Raw genomic sequence first — 17,106 nt, 5'->3', positions numbered from 1 at the left:
GGAATTTGAATCCATAATCACCCTCGGCAATAGTCAGGGTACCTTCCCAGACATTATTATGATCGTCATCGGTCAGTTGCACATAAGTACTCCATCCACTGGTAAAACCGCCAATGACATCCACAGTATCAGTTACAGGATTGAAATTCCCCTGTGCTACCTGATACTCCATGTGAACCTTAAAGGTCACATTAGCCGCAAAACCGAATGATAACATCATTAGTAATGCGACCACCACACTCGTAGCTTTTTTCATGATGATTCTCCTTTTTTTTGTTAGAAACGACATTTACTTACTTTCTTTAATCCTCAATATTAATATGTAATTGATATAGAAAAATGTTCATTTTTATTGAAGTATTCATGCAATTGATATGAATAATCAACATTTAGAACCATCTGCCCGAGAATTGGGCAACGGATACCTCCGCCAAATGAATATTGTGGTTCTTCCGATTTCATAAACAGATCACTTATTCCCGAACGTAAATGAATAATATCATTAAACATCGACATCTCTATCCCGGTATTGACGCTTGCATAGTTATCACTCGGATAAATGCCATCTATCTCCAGAGTAAGTTTATTTTTTTTCAAAAAGTTTAAATCCCAAGCCATTCCAATCGTCATTGATAAAGGCAAATCAAATTTATCTGTAGCGTAATAAGCATTGATATTGTCGTTATTACCGCTATTGGAAGGATCTGGGTCAGTAGTGATCAGTAAATCTTCTCCGGTCATTTGCATCTTTGTACCAAAATTATTTATCGAAAAACCAAGCCGAAGCCCTTTCCAAGGAGTTACATAGTGGCCGCCAATATCCAATGCTAAACCAGTAGCAGAACAATGATAAATATTTTCAATAATATATTTTGCGTTGGCGCCGATCGCAAATTTATCAGTAAGATTTCGGGCATAGGCTAGGCCGATGGCATTGCTACTCACCGAATAATATTCTCCAGTACCATCCTGATAAAGCTCTGTTGTCACCTCAATCGGATTTGTTTGATAAAATGTTGCATTGACACCAAAGGTACCCGTTCGAAATGGAATTACTGCTGCGATGTAGTTGAAACTGATATCCTCAAACCATTTCGTATAACTGAAATGAGTTGACATTCTATCAAGAAACGTGATCGTTGCCGGATTCCAAAAAAGAGTTGACGCATCTTTAAATCCAGCGACAACCGCCCCCCCTCGGCCAGTTCCCCAAGCATCAACTGGAACATTTAAAAACTTAGCGGATGATGTTCCAACCTTCGATATTGATTGAGCTAACATTACATTGCAAATAAAAACAATCAATACTATTATTTTTTTCCCCATTCCATCACCTATTTAATAACCGCAAATTTCCCGGTTTGTACCGCATTGCTTAACAGATCTTTTACATGATAGAGATAAAGTCCGTATGAAATAGACAAATTATCCTTCGATAATAAATCCCATTCGGCAATACCGTCGTCAATAGCATTATGCACTTCAAATTGATCAACGATTTCACCTGCTATGTTCAAGATCGTGATTTCGCAATCCATCGGAACATGGTTAAAATGAATAACTCTAGGACCTCGACCTGAATCATAAGGATTCTTCGTCTCCCAGGTATTGGCCCCGATATAAGGATTTGGAACTACTTTGATTTGTTTAATATCAGACTTGACTGCTTTTTTACTGATTTCCGGACCATATATTGTGAATTCAAATAAATCATCACCGAGGAACGGTTTCTTTACGATAAGATCGACCACATCACCTGATCGCGGATGCCGTTTTAATGAATCGGGAATGAGATGCTTCATTTTGAATTGCCAAGTATATACACTGGTCGTATCACCACTGGTACTTATTTTATCTTCCAATAAGATTATAATATCCGATTCATCGAGATTTGAGGTTAACTTTCCTGTTCCTCCGGTTGTATCAAGTTCCCAAAAGCCGAAATCCAGTACTTTATTCTCCGTTATATTTTCAATTTTGAAATTTACATTTATCGCGGGCAGGGTAACCACTCCCCCGGCAACTTTCATCTGGGTACTTTTCCCCAAACCAACATCACCGATGGTCAAACGATAATCTGACGGTTTTCGATATCCTACCTTGCCGATATCCTCCCAGCGCATAAATATCGGTGCAAAAATCATGGTATCGCCACCATTCCACTTCGACAAACTACTGTTTAATTCAATCACCGATTCAAGATTAAACGAGATCTGAAAACCATCTATAACAAGATGTTCATCACCGGTATGAATTTTTGTAGAATGATCAATCAGCGTATCGGGTTCAGCGATGTCAGTAACATTCACAAGGGTGAAATTTTTAGTGGTTAAGGTATCCTCGTAGATTCGTTTTGAGGCTTTCTTGGTCGTGTCTTCAAAAGTTATTTGATATACATTTCGGTCTTTCAACGCCATTTGATCAATTATTTCAAGGTTAATTCGACTTGAACTCGAGCCCGAAAGATGTTCGATGGCAATTTCGGGTTCGACATAGCCAGCCGGATTAGGTGAAGGAGTTACTTCAGCGACATTAATCCCAGTCTCAACACTACCGTCTGACAGGAGCTGTACATATATGGGACATTCCGACGGCGCAATTCCCATACTGTACCCGCCGGCGTCATACGAGGTCACGGCATAAAAATATCGTTGTCCGTTCTGGACATTTTCATCGACATAAGTATGTTGGATTCCGGTATCATCGCCCAGATCATATTTGATGCCATTTATATCTAATGAAGAATCCACTCGCTGTATACCATTATCGAGGTCAAATTGGGCAACCGGTTTGTAATAAGTCAGTACCCCATCTGTGTCTGTGATCAGATATTGATCGGAAAATGCCGGATCAGTGGAGCGGTAAATTCGATAACCTTCGAAATCATAACCGTTAGCTCCTAAATCAGCCATATAATTATCGTATGATTGCTCGGCAAGATCATCCCAATAAATTGTTACTTTTCCATCTCCGGCTACCGCAGTCACTGTTGGCGCCCGCGGAGCCTTCGCAAATTGATAGTCCATATCATAAGTCTTTTGGGCAACATCTTTATTTCTGAGAGCATCTGTCTGATCGACACCAAGGTTGACAGAAATGGAGATCCTCTCCGTCTGACCGACTTCCAGCGGAAAATATCCGGAACTGATATGAAGATTATAGTCACCCTCTAATTCAGTTGTAGGATCGAAAAATTTTCCGGGTGTAAGAAATTCACGCCACATCTTATTATCAGCATAACCGGTAGTGTTTTCGGCAGAAGCAATATAGGCTGCCGAAGTCAGGCCGATCTGATCTGATTCGGAAACGTCAGTCAAATCGATATTCGGTTCGCCGGTTAATCCGGTACCATATCCGGAAGTTGGCGCATTATCGTTCTCCCCTGTGTCCCCTGAGTACGCTTTACCGTCGAGTCCATTGTCATCAGTAATTGCGCTCCAATCCCGATCATTATCCACACAATCCGAACGAGTCTCGTCGATCATGGGGGCTACTGTGGCTTGTCGATAGGTCACCGTGTCTCCGGCTACCAATAAACCGCGTTTGATTGTATCACCGATATTAAACGCCTTGTAGTTAATGTGGCGGACCGGTATTACTCCGCCGACTGTCAAACGATCTAAATGCAGATCAATATTTTCATCGATTAGACCATCCAGATCATCATCGATTAAATTATCAATATTTTCCTCGAGGATCATACCATTTGTCAAATTATAGGAAATTCCCTGGGATATTACCGTCGTATCTATTCCCGGGAATCTTATAATATGCCTGGAGTAATTCTCATCAATAAGCACCAGCTTTGTTCCGTTCGAAAGAGTTGTCGTATTGAAATCGTCGCTGGTAAATAACGGGACAAGGTTCTCATAATTTGACCATTCCGACAATAACTCCGGATGGGAATCAGCATCACCGTCATTATCAATCCCATCCACACCATTTCCAGGGGTTTCCAGGAAAGCAGTAGCCACAACTCCAACCGGCGTATCGCCGAAATCGTCATTGCCCACGTAAGGATAAGCATCCATACACCAGGCCACATCTGTCAACATATCAAATGAGGGATGGTCATCACCGGTATCGCCATCACCGCCAACCATATCAGCCAACCAAATTGAAAATACTGTTTTTTCTAATTTTTTAGTTCCATCGTTAATGACTTCATGGAGAATAAACACATCGTCGTTTACTAAAATTTGTGACCACGCCATCACACGTACTTTCATTAATAGTCCGAGGCCACGCCGACTAAGATCTGTAGTATCGGGAAAATAGTTAAAACGATTATATATGTCATCGGAACATTCATAATAGATTTCCTGATCGGCATTGAATTGATTTTTACCAAAATAGCCGTTCCACGAGCCGATCCAGCCTGGATCTGAAGTATCATTCATACGATCAGGCCAATACAACGGCCAAGAATTTTCGACAGTGCTTTTAGCAATCAAATCGGAATTTTCGTTGAGAAATCCTGGTACGGGTTCGAAATTCCAAGATGATCCAGTATTAGGATCTGTACGATAATGGGGAGTAATGACAATTTTTTGAGTAGTCCCATCTTCGGTTTTTACTTCAGCGCCAACAAAGGCCGCTACAATTGCCATATATTCTTGACGAGTGTTCTTAGGCCATTCAAAAGGAATGTGGTTAGGTTCACTTCCACTGGTACGACCCGCGAATGCATAATTAAATATACTTGCCCGGACAAGATTGCCATCTATCTCGGTCTTCCTCTCATAAATTGGATTACCCCTGTGGGTTGACGGCACATAAGCCAAGCAGAATTGTACTAGAAAGATTAAAAATATTATCGTTCGTTGAATTTTCATTGGCAATCCCCTATAATGATAGTTTAATACCAAATAATATCTCCCGTGGCACACTATACCAATGGGGATAAATTATATATTCTTCAACTGTGTTGGTTCGATTTTCATCACTACCGACATTAGCAATACTATTTGTGTAATCCGGTTCACCTGTATCTGAAAAAACATTGGTGGCATTTCTGGTATCCAGAATATTATTTACGTTACTGTAAAATGATACGTCATATTTGCCGAATTTAATTGTATAATTTATCCTAAAATTTATCTCAAAAGTCGTTGGTTTACGCCGGCTGTTTGAGGGCATTATTGAACTGGCATTTAATCCTGTCCGGGTCGAAATACCGATCGACGGAGTATAGGGATAGCCAGATCCATAAGATGCAATCCAGGCTATATTCCAATGATTATAGTTATAAGTAATAGATCCATTTAATGTATGCCTCTGATCCCAATTAAGTGGTGTGATATACCGGGTTGGCTCTTCATTGTTTAACAGAGAGTTATATTCATCACCCGGATCGGAATTCGAACCTTCGGCAATTTGATAAGTATATTCCATATTTGCATAGAGTAAAGTATTTAAATTATACTTTAATGACAATACGACTCCACGGGCATTGGCGTAATCTCTGTTAATAAATTGGACATAGGTCACTCCGGGAATTGTTGTGGAAATTGCAGTACTTGTACTTACCCAATTACGTATGTCCCGATAAAACATGGTAGCATCAATAGAAAGATCTTTCATTAATTGTTGTTGCAACCCAAGTTCGTACATGATTGTTTGCTGTGGTTCCAGATCAGCGTTTCCATAGGGTCCGTAAGTACCCCCGCTAGTAGCAACTTTAATACCACTATTGTACAGATATTGGAATGAAGGAATTTGAAAAAAATGGCCGTAGGAAAAGTGAATGACGCCTTGATCGGTAATCGGAAACGCTAATCCTAAACGTGGGCTGATACTGGTTTTTGGCTTAACCTTTTCATACCAGACTGCTTCGCGCTCTGCCATAGTCATATTTATGTGTTCTTGTTTAAACGGTGAATATATATTCGGATCTTCGGGATCGGCCAATACATGTCCGTTCGAGTTAAAATAATCAAATCTCAGGCCAATATTTACGATCAGGTTTTGATATTCGAGTTTATCCTGGGCATAAATACTGAATTCTTCTGGTTTTTCTCGATAATAACCGTGTGATGAAGTATGTGTCCCTAAAGTATCAGGTTCAAAAGGTTCAATTTCGATATTTTGGCTATCAGTCTTATAGGTTATGGTATAATCTTCCTGCTCAATATCATGTGATCGGCACTCAGCCCCTATCTTTACCAGATGACGTTTGGTCATTTGTGATGTTAAATCAAATTTTATCAACGCAGTATTTGTACTTCGATAGTAATGATACAAGTTTGTTCCGCTGGTAACATATGTATAACTGGAAACATTAAGACTATCAGGATGGACATAACGGCTATCCAATGGATCCTCATATAAGTACTGTTTATACTCGGAGTAGGCTGATGACGCTTTCACCGTATAAAATGATTTAGAACTTAATGTATGGTTCAATGTAATCGAGTAGTTTTGACCATTATCATAGCGATAGGGATTTCCTTTGGGATTCCATCTATAGAAGTGATCATAGTCCTGGTAATCTCTTTCATTTAAAAGTGCATTAAAATGCACGTTGATATTATGAGTTAAATAATAGGATATTTTCCCATTGAGAGAATATTTATCTTGCCAGTTCATATTTTCAATACTGCTATCACCGGAGGTCCCTGTTGGTGTATAATAGTTATATCCATTTAACCATCCATCACTATAATATTTCCTTCCTGAAAGGTAAAATCGAAGGTTTTTGGAAAGTAATGGGCCACTAAACGAACCGGAAACATTTTGTGTCATTAATGGATTGTATTTATCAAGACCAATAAACATATCGTCAGAACTTGCCCAATATCCACCACTACTGGCATCGATAGAAGCATGAAATTTTTCACTTCCGGTCTGAGTTACAATATTAATAATTCCCGACATTGCTTGGCCATATTCGGCATTAAAAGTACCACTCACCAGTTGCAATTCCTGAATTGCATTTTTATCCACCTCGACAATTGCGCTGCCATCATAACTATCAGTCACTGGCACTCCATCAATCCAATATACGACTTCGCTACCTCGTCCTCCTCTAATATGTAATCCACCACCGGCATCCTTTGTTATCCCGGATTGAATTTCAACTAATTCACTGACTTCCTGAATAGGCATATCTCGAATCACATCTTCAGAGATGTGAACTTGAGTTGAAGTACGATCGGCTTGTACGTCTGGACGATCATAAACCACCAAAACAGTTTGTCCTTGAATTGATTCAATATTCATTTCGATATAAACTGTTGTAGTTTGATCGACCGATACGGCAATATTCTCAATTTTAAGCGGAGCATATCCTATCATTGTTGCTTGAATATTATAGTAACCCGGAGGGATATTAAGGATTATGAAATCACCGTCCGCTGAAGATGCTGCTCCGAGATAAGTGCCTTCTATAATAATATTACATCCAATAAGCGGCTTACGACCCTCCTTCTCAACAATAGTTCCTGAAATCTTCCCAGTTACACCTCCGAATAGGACAGACTGAAGAAATAGTGACAACACAGTAATTCGTAGTTTACTCATTGGCGACAATTCCTCTTTTACTACTACTATCTTGGTATTGAATTGATTTAAGTATTGGCAGATTCTTCTTTACGTTATATTCTTTCACTTTTTTATCGAAATATCGCTTCATTTTACTGTGAACTAAATCCTCACGATATTTTTTTTCAATGATCGGCTTTACCTCTTGCAGACCTAAAGCCCGGCTAGGATATTCTTCTGTCGCAAGAAATAAATAATAAGCATCCTCAAACTGATATGGCCCGACAACCAAACCCAATGTAGCAGAAAATATAGTAGGTCCAAACTTACCAAGTTCTCCGGACGTGAGGATTCCAAGATATCCATCTGACGTCTTATTTTGGTGAAACTGACAGAATTCACTAGCAATACTCCCGAATTGTTCGCCCTTTTTTATTCTTTGGAAACATTCATCAGCAGCATCTTTATTTGGTGCACATATTTCAAATACACTCCTTCGAATCGGAAGTATAAATTCTGTCTTGTTTTTATCATAATAATATCCATAATCCATATCAGAAAAGAGAATAGTATCAGTAAAACTTTTTATCCAAGTATCAATTTTTAATTTTGAAACTTTTTTCGCGTACAATTGCCGGAAATCATTATCCTTTTCAATTTTCATCGCTCGCGCTGCGGTTAATGTTTGTTCACGCACAATAATTCCAGTAATGAAATCTTTCAAACTTTCTATATCTCTGACAGATTTCAAATGTTCATTTCTGGACTTTAAAATATATGGTAAAAGAGTAAAGTAATTGTATTTGTTATTCCTTACACTGCATACCGGATCACTGAAAATCCCACGAGTATCATGGTGAATTGGCAAATCACTTTTCTCTCTAGCGCTCATCATTATATGGAGTAAATCAGGGAGTTTTTCTTCATACCATTCAACCTCAAGTCCCTCCGCTAGCTTTTTTACATACTCATGCCTTAAGGAATCCTTATATTCCACCGCCAACTTTTCAGACAAAAATTTTCTCTGTTTGGCAAATTCATATTCTGTCAGAAGAGGTCTTACGCGTTTTTCTTCCAGTTTTAAAACCGTATACCCATACTGACCCTTTAAAGGCATACTGATTTCACCTGGCTGAAGCCTCTGGATAATTTCACGAAATTGCGGGTGAACATCGTTTATTAAAACAAACCCTAAATCATATTTCACTTCCGGTATTTTCATCCGGTTAACTAGCGCTTCAATGGATATACCTGAGTTTAATAATTGATAATAAACGATCGCAGTATCATAACTTCCTGTGAAAATTTGTTTGATATGATACAATGTATTTTCCATCGTAAAATAGTTTGATAATTGAGCATTGTTAAATTGTATCTTCGGAAGAATTTCTTTCTCGAAGTAACTATTTAATAAAAGTTGGTCATAAATAAGATTTTGTTCTTCGATATAAACAGCCTCATGTTCCATTTTTGCATTTTTAAATTCAGCAAGCACTATTTTCTCATTGATAACACTATCCAAAATTAGTTTCCTGCTGATCATGTTATCCTTGATACCGGTAATTTTTAAATAATTCCTGTAATTATTTAAAAATTCATCAATGCTGACAGAACCACCATTATAAACGGCAAGGACTTTTTTGTTATCTGCAAACCCAAGAACCCATGATCCAAATACTAACAATACAATCAACACTAAGGGTCGATTGATCGAAACACTATGTAAAAGATATTTCATTAAAACTACTTACTTATTTCATCTCTTTTATAAATATTCTGGCAGATTTCGGCTGTAATGGATCATCAAATGCGGCATTTCCAAAAAGAACTTTCCACTTTTCACTCTTTGGAAATAGAATTCTACAATCAATTTTTTGCACTTTATCTGAAAGATTAAAAATCACTCTTATTGTCTCTTCTTTACTACACCTTTCAAAAGTAAATAAATTATTTTTATCGTCAAGAGCCACTGTACGATAAAGTCCTTGGCGCAGACTCTCGTGTTCCTTGCGTAGAAGAATCACAGATTTGTAAAAGTCGAACAGTTCCTGATCTACCTCGACCAAATCCGCTGACCTTTTCATGTTGAATGGATGAGCCGTCTCGGTTTCATAGCTCAAATCAGACCAGACCATCGGCTTTCGATTATCGGGATCATCGGCTCCCCACATCCCAACCTCATCACCATAATAAATATATGGAGCGCCGATGTACGTAAATTGAAATACAAGGATCGCTTTCTGCACCTCACGGTCTGATTCAGATGGACGATTAACCTTGAAATCCTTATTATAACCCAGATTTCCGCCATGGTCGATCCACCGATCGGGATTTATTAGCAGGCTGGCAAAGCGCTCGTTATCATGACTGCCCATGATATTCATCAATTGATACTGAGCCGGCAACGGATATTTATTGCGGATATCGCCCAATAACTGATCCAGGCCGGTCGGATTCGCATGCATCTTTTTATCAACAAAGCCCTTGAGCATCGCATCCCCGAAACGGTAATTCATCACACCGTCGAAAATATCGCCCTGAAGCCAGGGCGATGCATCGAACATTTTATTATTGGGAAAATCCTCCCACCATATCTCACCGGTAAGGTATGCTTCCGGATTAACTGATTTTACCCATCTCCGGAAATCACGCCAGAAAGATTTGCTGACCATCTCAGCCACATCCAAACGCCAGCCATCGATTCCATCCGACGGATCACCATCGCCATTGGGATCACCCCATCTTTTTACGACCGCCTGAATGTGATCCCGAAAACCTTGTGCCGGTCCGTTTGCATCTTCCCATACTTCCGGTAAATCAGTGACTCCATACCACCCTTGATATTCAAATTCATCCCGGCTGGTTTTTGGGTCGTCAAAGGATTTGATTACGAACCAGTCAGCGTATCGGCTGGCTTTTCCATTTCTTCTGACATCCTGGAATGCCCAAAACGGAATACCAACATGATTGAACACCCCATCGATGATTATCTTCATTTTGCGGGCATGCACTTCCTGAACGAGTTTCAGGAATAATTTATCGGCCGCAGTCCATTTCCAAGTTGATGGATCGCCCGGATTTTCTATTTTCCAAATCGACAAATCGCCTGTTGGATCCGGTCCAAAGTTATTGTCGATGTGATGATACCTCGTTGCGCCGTATTTGTGAGCTGACGCCGATTCAAAAATCGGATTTAAATAGATCGCCGTGATGCCGAGGTCTTGTAAATAATCGAGTTCATCTAAAATTCCCTGAATATCTCCGCCATACCGACGCGTTTGAGCATTGTAATAAAAACCGTGGGCATTTTTCTCTTCCCACGGCTGTAATTTGTACCAATCTGATGTCCACGGCATAATTCGCCAATCGATCTGGTGATCGTATGGCCAGGTTCCTTCAAGCGTTTCGACAGTCGGATCATTTTTTGTATCTCCATTCCGAAATCGTTCCGGGAATATCTGATACCAAATCGCAGTTTTTGCCCACTCAGGACTTTTATCTCCCGAATATAAATCCTCTGGATTCAGATAAAAAAGGATTGCCATCAGTAGAAAAAAGACACGAAATTCGAAACCACCACAGAATTCGGGAGACCTTTTTTCGCGCACATTCATCATTTGTAGTTCAAAACTGAGTTACTATTCACATTTGAATATATCGCTTCTAAAATTTGTTGTCAACAAAATTTTTCTACGGATTTAATTATAGCTATTTTCATAGGTGAGACAAATTCCACGACATTTTTCTTTACTTCCATTCGATTATTGCTTAAAATTTGCTGCACTGTTTTCTGACAGCGTTTTCCCAAACCGGGGTGTATGGTTTAGGAACTAAAAAAAAATGGCACAAAACGTTTCCTTTCAATCCAATCGTTTATCTTGATTTATTTCTTAACAATGAAGGAAATTTTTTGGGGGAGTTTTGAGTATGAATTCTAATGATGTTCGCGCCGCGAAAGCCAACAGGGTTACATGGATCGGCTTTTTCACAAATTTACTTTTAACAGCCCTCAAAATGGTTGCCGGAATTATAGGACAAAGCGGCGCTATGATTGCAGATGCCGTTCATTCTTTATCCGATTTTATAACGGATATTGTCGTATTGATAAGTTTTCGAATCATTCGGAGATCGATCGATCACGAACACGATTACGGACATGGTAAATTCGAAACTCTGGCCACAGCCTTCATCGGCCTGGCGCTTTTAATCGTTGGAGTTGGCATTTTCTGGCAAGGTGGGAAGAAAATTTTTTTTAACCTTTCCGGCTCTCTGCTTGAAAAACCGGGAAATATTGCTCTGATCGCGGCGATTACATCTGTAATCTTCAAAGAATGCTTATATCGGTACACGATCAAGGTCGGTAAAGAGATTTCAAGTCAGGCTGTCGTCGTCAATGCATGGCATCATCGCTCAGATGCGTTTTCATCAATCGGTACGACAATCGGCATTGGTGGCGCGATCCTTTTAGGAGAACGTTGGCGAATTCTGGACCCAATTGCCGCCGTTATTGTCAGTTTTTTCATCATCAAAGTTGCATACTCTATCACAGTCGTAAGCCTCCGTGAATTATCCGAAGAGTCGCTGGACGATTCTGTTGAAAATGAAATCATCGAGATCATTTCGAATTGCCCGGGGGTTATCAAACCTCACGATCTGCGAACTCGAAAAATCGGATATAACATTGCCATTGATATTCATATTTACGTCGATCAAAATCTTAGCATTTGTGCGGCACACGAAATCGCTACCGATGTCGAAAAACGTATTAAAAACCGATATGGCACGGAAACCTTCATTTCCGTACACACCGAACCAAATATTTTAATTGATGAAGACAGGTAGATTTATTTCTAAGACAAAAGTTCTTCCGCTTGACGGAGCGTGGTTTGACTGATGGATTTCCCACCAATCATCGTGGCAATTTCCTTTATCCGTTCGCCATGTGACAATCGAATAATTTGAGTTGCACTTCTTCCATTATCTGTAATTTTTTGAACGCTCAAATGGTCCAATCCCAGCCCTGCAATTTGTGGGAGGTGCGTGATGCAGATGATTTGGTGAAATTTCGCCAATTCCCGAAGTTCCTCACCGACAATCCGCGCAATACGACCAGAAATTCCCGTATCGATTTCATCAAAAATCAAAACCGGTATTTGGTCACGTCCAGCCAGAATCGACTTTAATCCAAGCATGATCCGGGAAACTTCTCCACCAGATACAATATCCGCCAACGGTCTGAGCGGTTCGCCGGGATTCGTACAAATATGGAAGACGACATGATCGATTCCCTTTTCTCCCATAAAATGATTAGATGGTTCGCTGACTGTTCGTTCAATCACTTCACAAATCGGATCGATTTGTACCTTGAACAGGCTTCCTTTAATTCCGAGCCGATTTAATGCCGAATCGAGTTTTGATTCCAAATGAATTGACTCTTCCTTACGTCTTTCCGATAATCGGTTTGCCGACGCCATATAATTTTCGGTAGCGGCTTTAACTTCTTTCGTCAACCTTGCCAATTCAATATCTGATCCGTCGTCTTCGGCCAGATTTTTCCTAACTTGTTCGGCGTATGCCATGACATCATCCAAACCGGGACCGTATTTTCTCATCAACTGCTGTAAAGAATAGAGACGCTGGTTGATCTTTTCCAATTGAAGCGGATCATACTGAAGACCGCTCGCAAAATTGGTTAATTGATTCGAGATTTCCTGAAACAGATACTGCGATTCTTCAAGTTTGGTAAGGTAATTGACAAACATCGGAGAAAGCCGACACAGATTGCCGAGTTTTTTTTCGACCTCAACAATCCGATGGTAAAGCGAAGCATCATTTTCGTACAAAGCATTTGTAAGTTCTTCTGCGATGCCATGAATTTTTTCGGCGTTTTCCAGAAGCGTTTTCGTTTGCGTCAATTCCTCGAACTCGCCGGATTTCGGATCAACCTTCTGAATTTCATCTATCTGAAATTCCCACAATTCCCGCTTTTCGTGGTTGATTTTCCTCCGCTGTTCGAGAATATTTAACGAATCTTGAACCAACCGCAGATGTTGCCAGCAGGATTTTACCTCAGTCAATAATTCGGCATAATTCCCATAAGAATCCAAAAAGTCAATGTGTGTTTCTTCGTTCAAAAGCGATTGATGATCATGCTGACCGTGCAAATCGACTAAACGATCGCCGATTTCCTTGAGAAGAGAAACTGGAAAGGATTTGCCGTTGATCCAGGCTTTTGATCGTCCAGTATAGGAGATCTCCCGGCGCAATATCAGGCTTTCCCGCTCCGTATCGATTTTTTTTGACTGAAAAAAGGCGACCAGCCGTGGATTTTTCCGATCGAGCTGGAACACACACTCAACGGAAGCGAATTCTTCACCCGACCGAATAACCGTCTGAGAAGCTTTATCACCTAGCGCAAGGTTCAGCGCCTCAATGATAATGGATTTTCCCGCGCCGGTTTCTCCAGTCATCACGGTGAAACCGGATTTGAATTCTATATCGATCTGCTTGATAATCGCAAAGTTCTCGATTTTAAGCCGTAGCAACCTCATATTACTTTTCCTGTCTGTTTCGCTCCAATCATCCGGAAAATTATCTGTAACTATCCAGCCGATTCCTCATCCGAGCAATCCATCTGCTTTTAGAAAAATAATAAGCGCCGAGTGCAATCCCAATCGTATCGGCGATCAGATCATATACACTGCAAAATCTTCCCGGAACGTAAAGTTGGTGAATTTCATCTGTACCGGCATATAAAATACCGATGATGAGACTGATCCAAACGGCGTTTCGTGCAACTTTTTCAGATTGAAAATTGGCAAAAGCTAACATGAGGAAGATTCCGAAAATGCCGTATTCAATAAGGTGCTCCACTTTATCGAAATTCCAGATGTCAACCCGTATGACATTTTCTTGCGGCATGGACGACAGTAAAAAAATCACCAATGAATATAGAATAGCCGGAATCTTGAGCCAAAGTCTTGTCATCCAGAAAGCCGCTCCAATTTTTTTAATACTTTTGGAATGAACTCAAACAGGTCTCCGGCAATAAAGGAACGAGTACCATACCGAATTTTCCCGAGGTCTCCGGCGGTACCATGAATCGAAACTGCCGCAATCGAAGCATCAAACGAAGAAATTCCTTGAGCGCGGAAGGCGGTAATCAAACCGGTCAAGACATCTCCGGTTCCGCCCGTTGCCAGCGCGGCGTTCCCAGTAGGATTGATTGCCACTGCGCCATTCCTGTCTGCAATAACCGTTGGCGCTCCCTTGAGAACCAGCGTGCAGGAATATTTCATCGCAAATTGACGGGCAATATCGATGGTTCTTTCCGCAATTTTCTGAACCGGAATGCCGGTAATCATTGAAAATTCTCCGTGATGCGGCGTCAAAATGAGATCGTCGATTTTGCGAATTTGATCCAAATCATCTTTAAAAATACGCAATCCGTCAGCATCGACAATCAGCGGCTTCTTCGAAGCGACCAATAATTTCTTTCCAAATTCGATGACCTCGGAATGCGTCGATACGCCCGGGCCGAAAGCGACAACGTCGCTCCACTCAATTCGCGCTTTAAGAGAATCCAAAGAACTAACATTGAAAGTGTGATCGCTGGATTCCGGAACGGGAATGGTCATAGCTTCCGTCAATTTCACTTCCATAATTGGATTCAAACTCTCGGGAACAGCCACGACGACCAATCCGGCACCGCCTCGTAAAGTCGCCATCCCTGCAAGCGTCGCCGCACCCGTCATCCCCGGCGATCCGGCAATAATGAGCGCTTTTCCCTGTCGATGTTTGTAAGTGTCTTCCGGAATGAGCGGTAGAATATTTTTAACCTGATTTCGGCTTATTAAAAAGGTCTCGTTTGGAAAAATTTCGAACGATTTCTTCGGATAATTCAGATCGACGACAAACACTTCACCCGCGTACTTTTTCCCCGGATAAAATAGCAATCCGCGTTTGAGAAATCCCATTGTGATCGTCCAATCCGCATTCACAGCGCAGTTCCCGACTTGCCCGGTGTCGCCGTTAACACCAGAAGGAATATCGACCGACAAAACGGGTTGATTCGATTCGGATATTTTCTGAATGACTTTACTGATTATTTCTGGAATATCTCCTTTGAAGCCAGTCCCGAAAATGGCATCGACAATCAGTTCCGTCTCTGCCAATTCATCGAGTTCCAGAATATCTTCATTCGTCGCTATTTTACGGATTGGGACTCCTTTATTGATACACTGATCGTAAAAAAATGCCGCGTCGCCTTTAATTTTTTCATCGTCACCCAAAAGCCAACAAAACACATTGGCGCCCCAATCGGACAGATTGCCAGCCGCAGCAAATCCGTCCCCTCCGTTATTTCCAACGCCACAAAAGAAATCGATGCGACTGTTCGGAACATCTTTCAGGATTTTCTTGGCTTTGAGCGAAACGAATCCACCGGCTTTCCACATTAACTCCCGCCCGGAAATGCCGAGTTTTTCGATCGCAAATCGGTTAATTTGATGAGATTCTTGGTTATTTAGAACAAATTCTTTCATATCATCACGATGGCTGTTGCTGTAGCAAATTCCTTGACATGCGAGACGGAAATTTCGATAACGTAAGATTGACAGATTTTGCCTAGCGAACTGATCAACCGAACATGCGGACTTCCGGACTCGTCGTTGATAATCTCGATCTGATTCGGCCAGACGATTAACGTCGGATTGATGCTGAGTAATGCTTTTTGGACAGATTCTTTGGCGGCGAATTTACCTGCAAAATGCTGTTCGGGAATCGCATGACTTCGGCAATAATTAATTTCTTCTGGAGAAAAAATCCTGACAAGAAACCGGTCACCATAACGTTCGATCGATTGTCGAATACGTTCGACTTCGATTATATCGGTCCCAATTTTAATCAAGTCCATTTTCCTTTTTAACAATGCCAATTAAATCCGAGACAGCATCAATCTCATAATCTGCCCCTGAATGAAGCGTGTTCATTGTGTCGCCGTAGCGCGCAAAAACAGTTTTCATTCCCACCTTTTTTGCGCCAACCATGTCGCGTTCTGCCCAGTCGCCGACCATGATCGCCTCCCCCGGTTCAACATTTAACTTTTTTAAAGCCAATAAAAATGGTTTCGGGTGCGGCTTACGTTCATGAGTATCTTCATAGGTCAGAACGAGATCGAAGTAATGCTGGAGATTAGTCGCGTAAATTCTCAGCCACGCTTCTCTTCGCGGTGCGTCTGAAATGACCGCTAACCGAAGCCCCATCCTTGTCAGTTCAATCACGGTTTGATGAACAAATGGATAGGTTATTAGGTATCCTTCCTTCGCATGCCGATACGCGAAAATTCCCGCCGCCAATATTTTATAGTTGATAGACCCCAGTGCGCAAGTTAAAAAATCATCGAAAACATTCTGGTACTCGATTCCCTTTTCACGATAAACGGCTTCAATTCCATTACGAATTTCTGAAGGCGGAAGATTCAGCCCGGCATCGCGCATCGCATCGATGGCCGCCGAAATGCTCCCCTCCTTCATCCGCATGAAGTCCAGCAGTGTATTATCCAAATCGAAAATAACTACTCGAATCATATAACCTCACTGAGTAAAATAGGAAGATTTCCGTTCG

General features: G+C 40.9%; 12 protein-coding genes. 1 reads left to right on the top strand and 11 read right to left on the bottom strand.

Annotated features, from left to right (window positions below; genetic code table 11):
• The 6 genes from COT43_01035 to COT43_01010 all read right to left on the bottom strand — a co-directional run.
• The coding region (locus COT43_01035) for a hypothetical protein (protein PIS30790.1) at window positions 1–256 on the bottom strand (256 nt) is incomplete at its 3' end.
• A gap of 59 nt (window positions 257–315) precedes the next feature.
• Complete coding sequence (locus COT43_01030; protein PIS30789.1) at window positions 316–1,326, bottom strand: hypothetical protein; 1,011 nt, start codon at window positions 1,324–1,326, stop codon at window positions 316–318.
• Window positions 1,327–1,334: 8 nt separating this feature from the next.
• The gene (locus COT43_01025; protein PIS30788.1) at window positions 1,335–4,610 is read right to left on the bottom strand and encodes a hypothetical protein; all 3,276 of its coding nucleotides are present in this window, start codon (window positions 4,608–4,610) and stop codon (window positions 1,335–1,337) included.
• A gap of 235 nt (window positions 4,611–4,845) precedes the next feature.
• Window positions 4,846–7,521, bottom strand: coding sequence for a hypothetical protein (locus tag COT43_01020; protein ID PIS30787.1), 2,676 nt, complete (start codon window positions 7,519–7,521; stop codon window positions 4,846–4,848).
• Window positions 7,514–9,220 (bottom strand): hypothetical protein, encoded by a 1,707-nt coding sequence (locus tag COT43_01015; GenBank protein PIS30786.1) that lies wholly within the window; start codon window positions 9,218–9,220, stop codon window positions 7,514–7,516. Before COT43_01015 ends, COT43_01020 begins: the two co-directional genes overlap by 8 nt.
• A 13-nt stretch (window positions 9,221–9,233) precedes the next feature.
• The gene (locus tag COT43_01010; protein ID PIS30785.1) at window positions 9,234–11,099 is read right to left on the bottom strand and encodes an alpha-amylase; all 1,866 of its coding nucleotides are present in this window, start codon (window positions 11,097–11,099) and stop codon (window positions 9,234–9,236) included.
• A 310-nt stretch (window positions 11,100–11,409) separates the two neighbouring features.
• On the opposite strand from COT43_01010, the gene COT43_01005 reads away from it, so the two are divergent.
• On the top strand, window positions 11,410–12,324 hold the full coding sequence (locus COT43_01005) for a cation-efflux pump (GenBank protein PIS30784.1): 915 nt from the start codon (window positions 11,410–11,412) through the stop codon (window positions 12,322–12,324).
• Window positions 12,325–12,332: 8 nt separating this feature from the next.
• Here COT43_01005 and recN read toward each other — a convergent pair whose 3' ends face one another.
• Genes recN through COT43_00980 form a run of 5 tightly spaced genes read right to left on the bottom strand, consistent with a single transcriptional unit; the run spans window position 12,333 to window position 17,069 of the window.
• Entirely contained in the window at window positions 12,333–14,033 is a 1,701-nt protein-coding gene (gene recN / locus COT43_01000) for a DNA repair protein RecN (GenBank protein ID PIS30783.1), read from the bottom strand.
• 40 nt (window positions 14,034–14,073) lie between these two features.
• Complete coding sequence (locus COT43_00995; GenBank protein PIS30782.1) at window positions 14,074–14,469, bottom strand: hypothetical protein; 396 nt, start codon at window positions 14,467–14,469, stop codon at window positions 14,074–14,076.
• Window positions 14,466–16,025, bottom strand: a complete 1,560-nt coding sequence (locus tag COT43_00990) for a bifunctional ADP-dependent NAD(P)H-hydrate dehydratase/NAD(P)H-hydrate epimerase (protein ID PIS30781.1) — start codon at window positions 16,023–16,025, stop codon at window positions 14,466–14,468. Before COT43_00990 ends, COT43_00995 begins: the two co-directional genes overlap by 4 nt.
• The gene (gene acpS, locus COT43_00985; GenBank protein PIS30780.1) at window positions 16,022–16,396 is read right to left on the bottom strand and encodes a holo-[acyl-carrier-protein] synthase; all 375 of its coding nucleotides are present in this window, start codon (window positions 16,394–16,396) and stop codon (window positions 16,022–16,024) included. Before acpS ends, COT43_00990 begins: the two co-directional genes overlap by 4 nt.
• On the bottom strand, window positions 16,383–17,069 hold the full coding sequence (locus COT43_00980; protein PIS30779.1) for a hypothetical protein: 687 nt from the start codon (window positions 17,067–17,069) through the stop codon (window positions 16,383–16,385). Before COT43_00980 ends, acpS begins: the two co-directional genes overlap by 14 nt.
• Window positions 17,070–17,106: the final 37 nt, after the last annotated feature.

Source organism: Candidatus Marinimicrobia bacterium CG08_land_8_20_14_0_20_45_22 (assembly GCA_002774355.1).
Lineage (GTDB): Bacteria > Fidelibacterota > UBA2242 > UBA2242 > UBA2242 > 0-14-0-20-45-22.
This window is presented reverse-complemented; position numbering and strand designations above follow the sequence as displayed.

Bases quoted from the DNA above. Each gene is read 5' to 3' on its own strand.
- COT43_01030 (PIS30789.1), bottom strand. From the start codon at position 1,326: ATGGGGAAAAAAATAATAGTATTGATTGTTTTTATTTGCAATGTAATG.
- COT43_01025 (PIS30788.1), bottom strand. From the start codon at position 4,610: ATGGCAATTGTAGCGGCCTTTGTTGGCGCTGAAGTAAAAACCGAAGAT.
- COT43_01020 (PIS30787.1), bottom strand. From the start codon at position 7,521: ATGAGTAAACTACGAATTACTGTGTTGTCACTATTTCTTCAGTCTGTC.
- COT43_01015 (PIS30786.1), bottom strand. From the start codon at position 9,220: ATGAAATATCTTTTACATAGTGTTTCGATCAATCGACCCTTAGTGTTG.
- COT43_01010 (PIS30785.1), bottom strand. From the start codon at position 11,099: ATGATGAATGTGCGCGAAAAAAGGTCTCCCGAATTCTGTGGTGGTTTC.
- COT43_01005 (PIS30784.1), top strand. From the start codon at position 11,410: ATGAATTCTAATGATGTTCGCGCCGCGAAAGCCAACAGGGTTACATGG.
- recN (PIS30783.1), bottom strand. From the start codon at position 14,033: ATGAGGTTGCTACGGCTTAAAATCGAGAACTTTGCGATTATCAAGCAG.
- COT43_00995 (PIS30782.1), bottom strand. From the start codon at position 14,469: ATGACAAGACTTTGGCTCAAGATTCCGGCTATTCTATATTCATTGGTG.
- COT43_00990 (PIS30781.1), bottom strand. From the start codon at position 16,025: ATGAAAGAATTTGTTCTAAATAACCAAGAATCTCATCAAATTAACCGA.
- acpS (PIS30780.1), bottom strand. From the start codon at position 16,396: ATGGACTTGATTAAAATTGGGACCGATATAATCGAAGTCGAACGTATT.
- COT43_00980 (PIS30779.1), bottom strand. From the start codon at position 17,069: ATGATTCGAGTAGTTATTTTCGATTTGGATAATACACTGCTGGACTTC.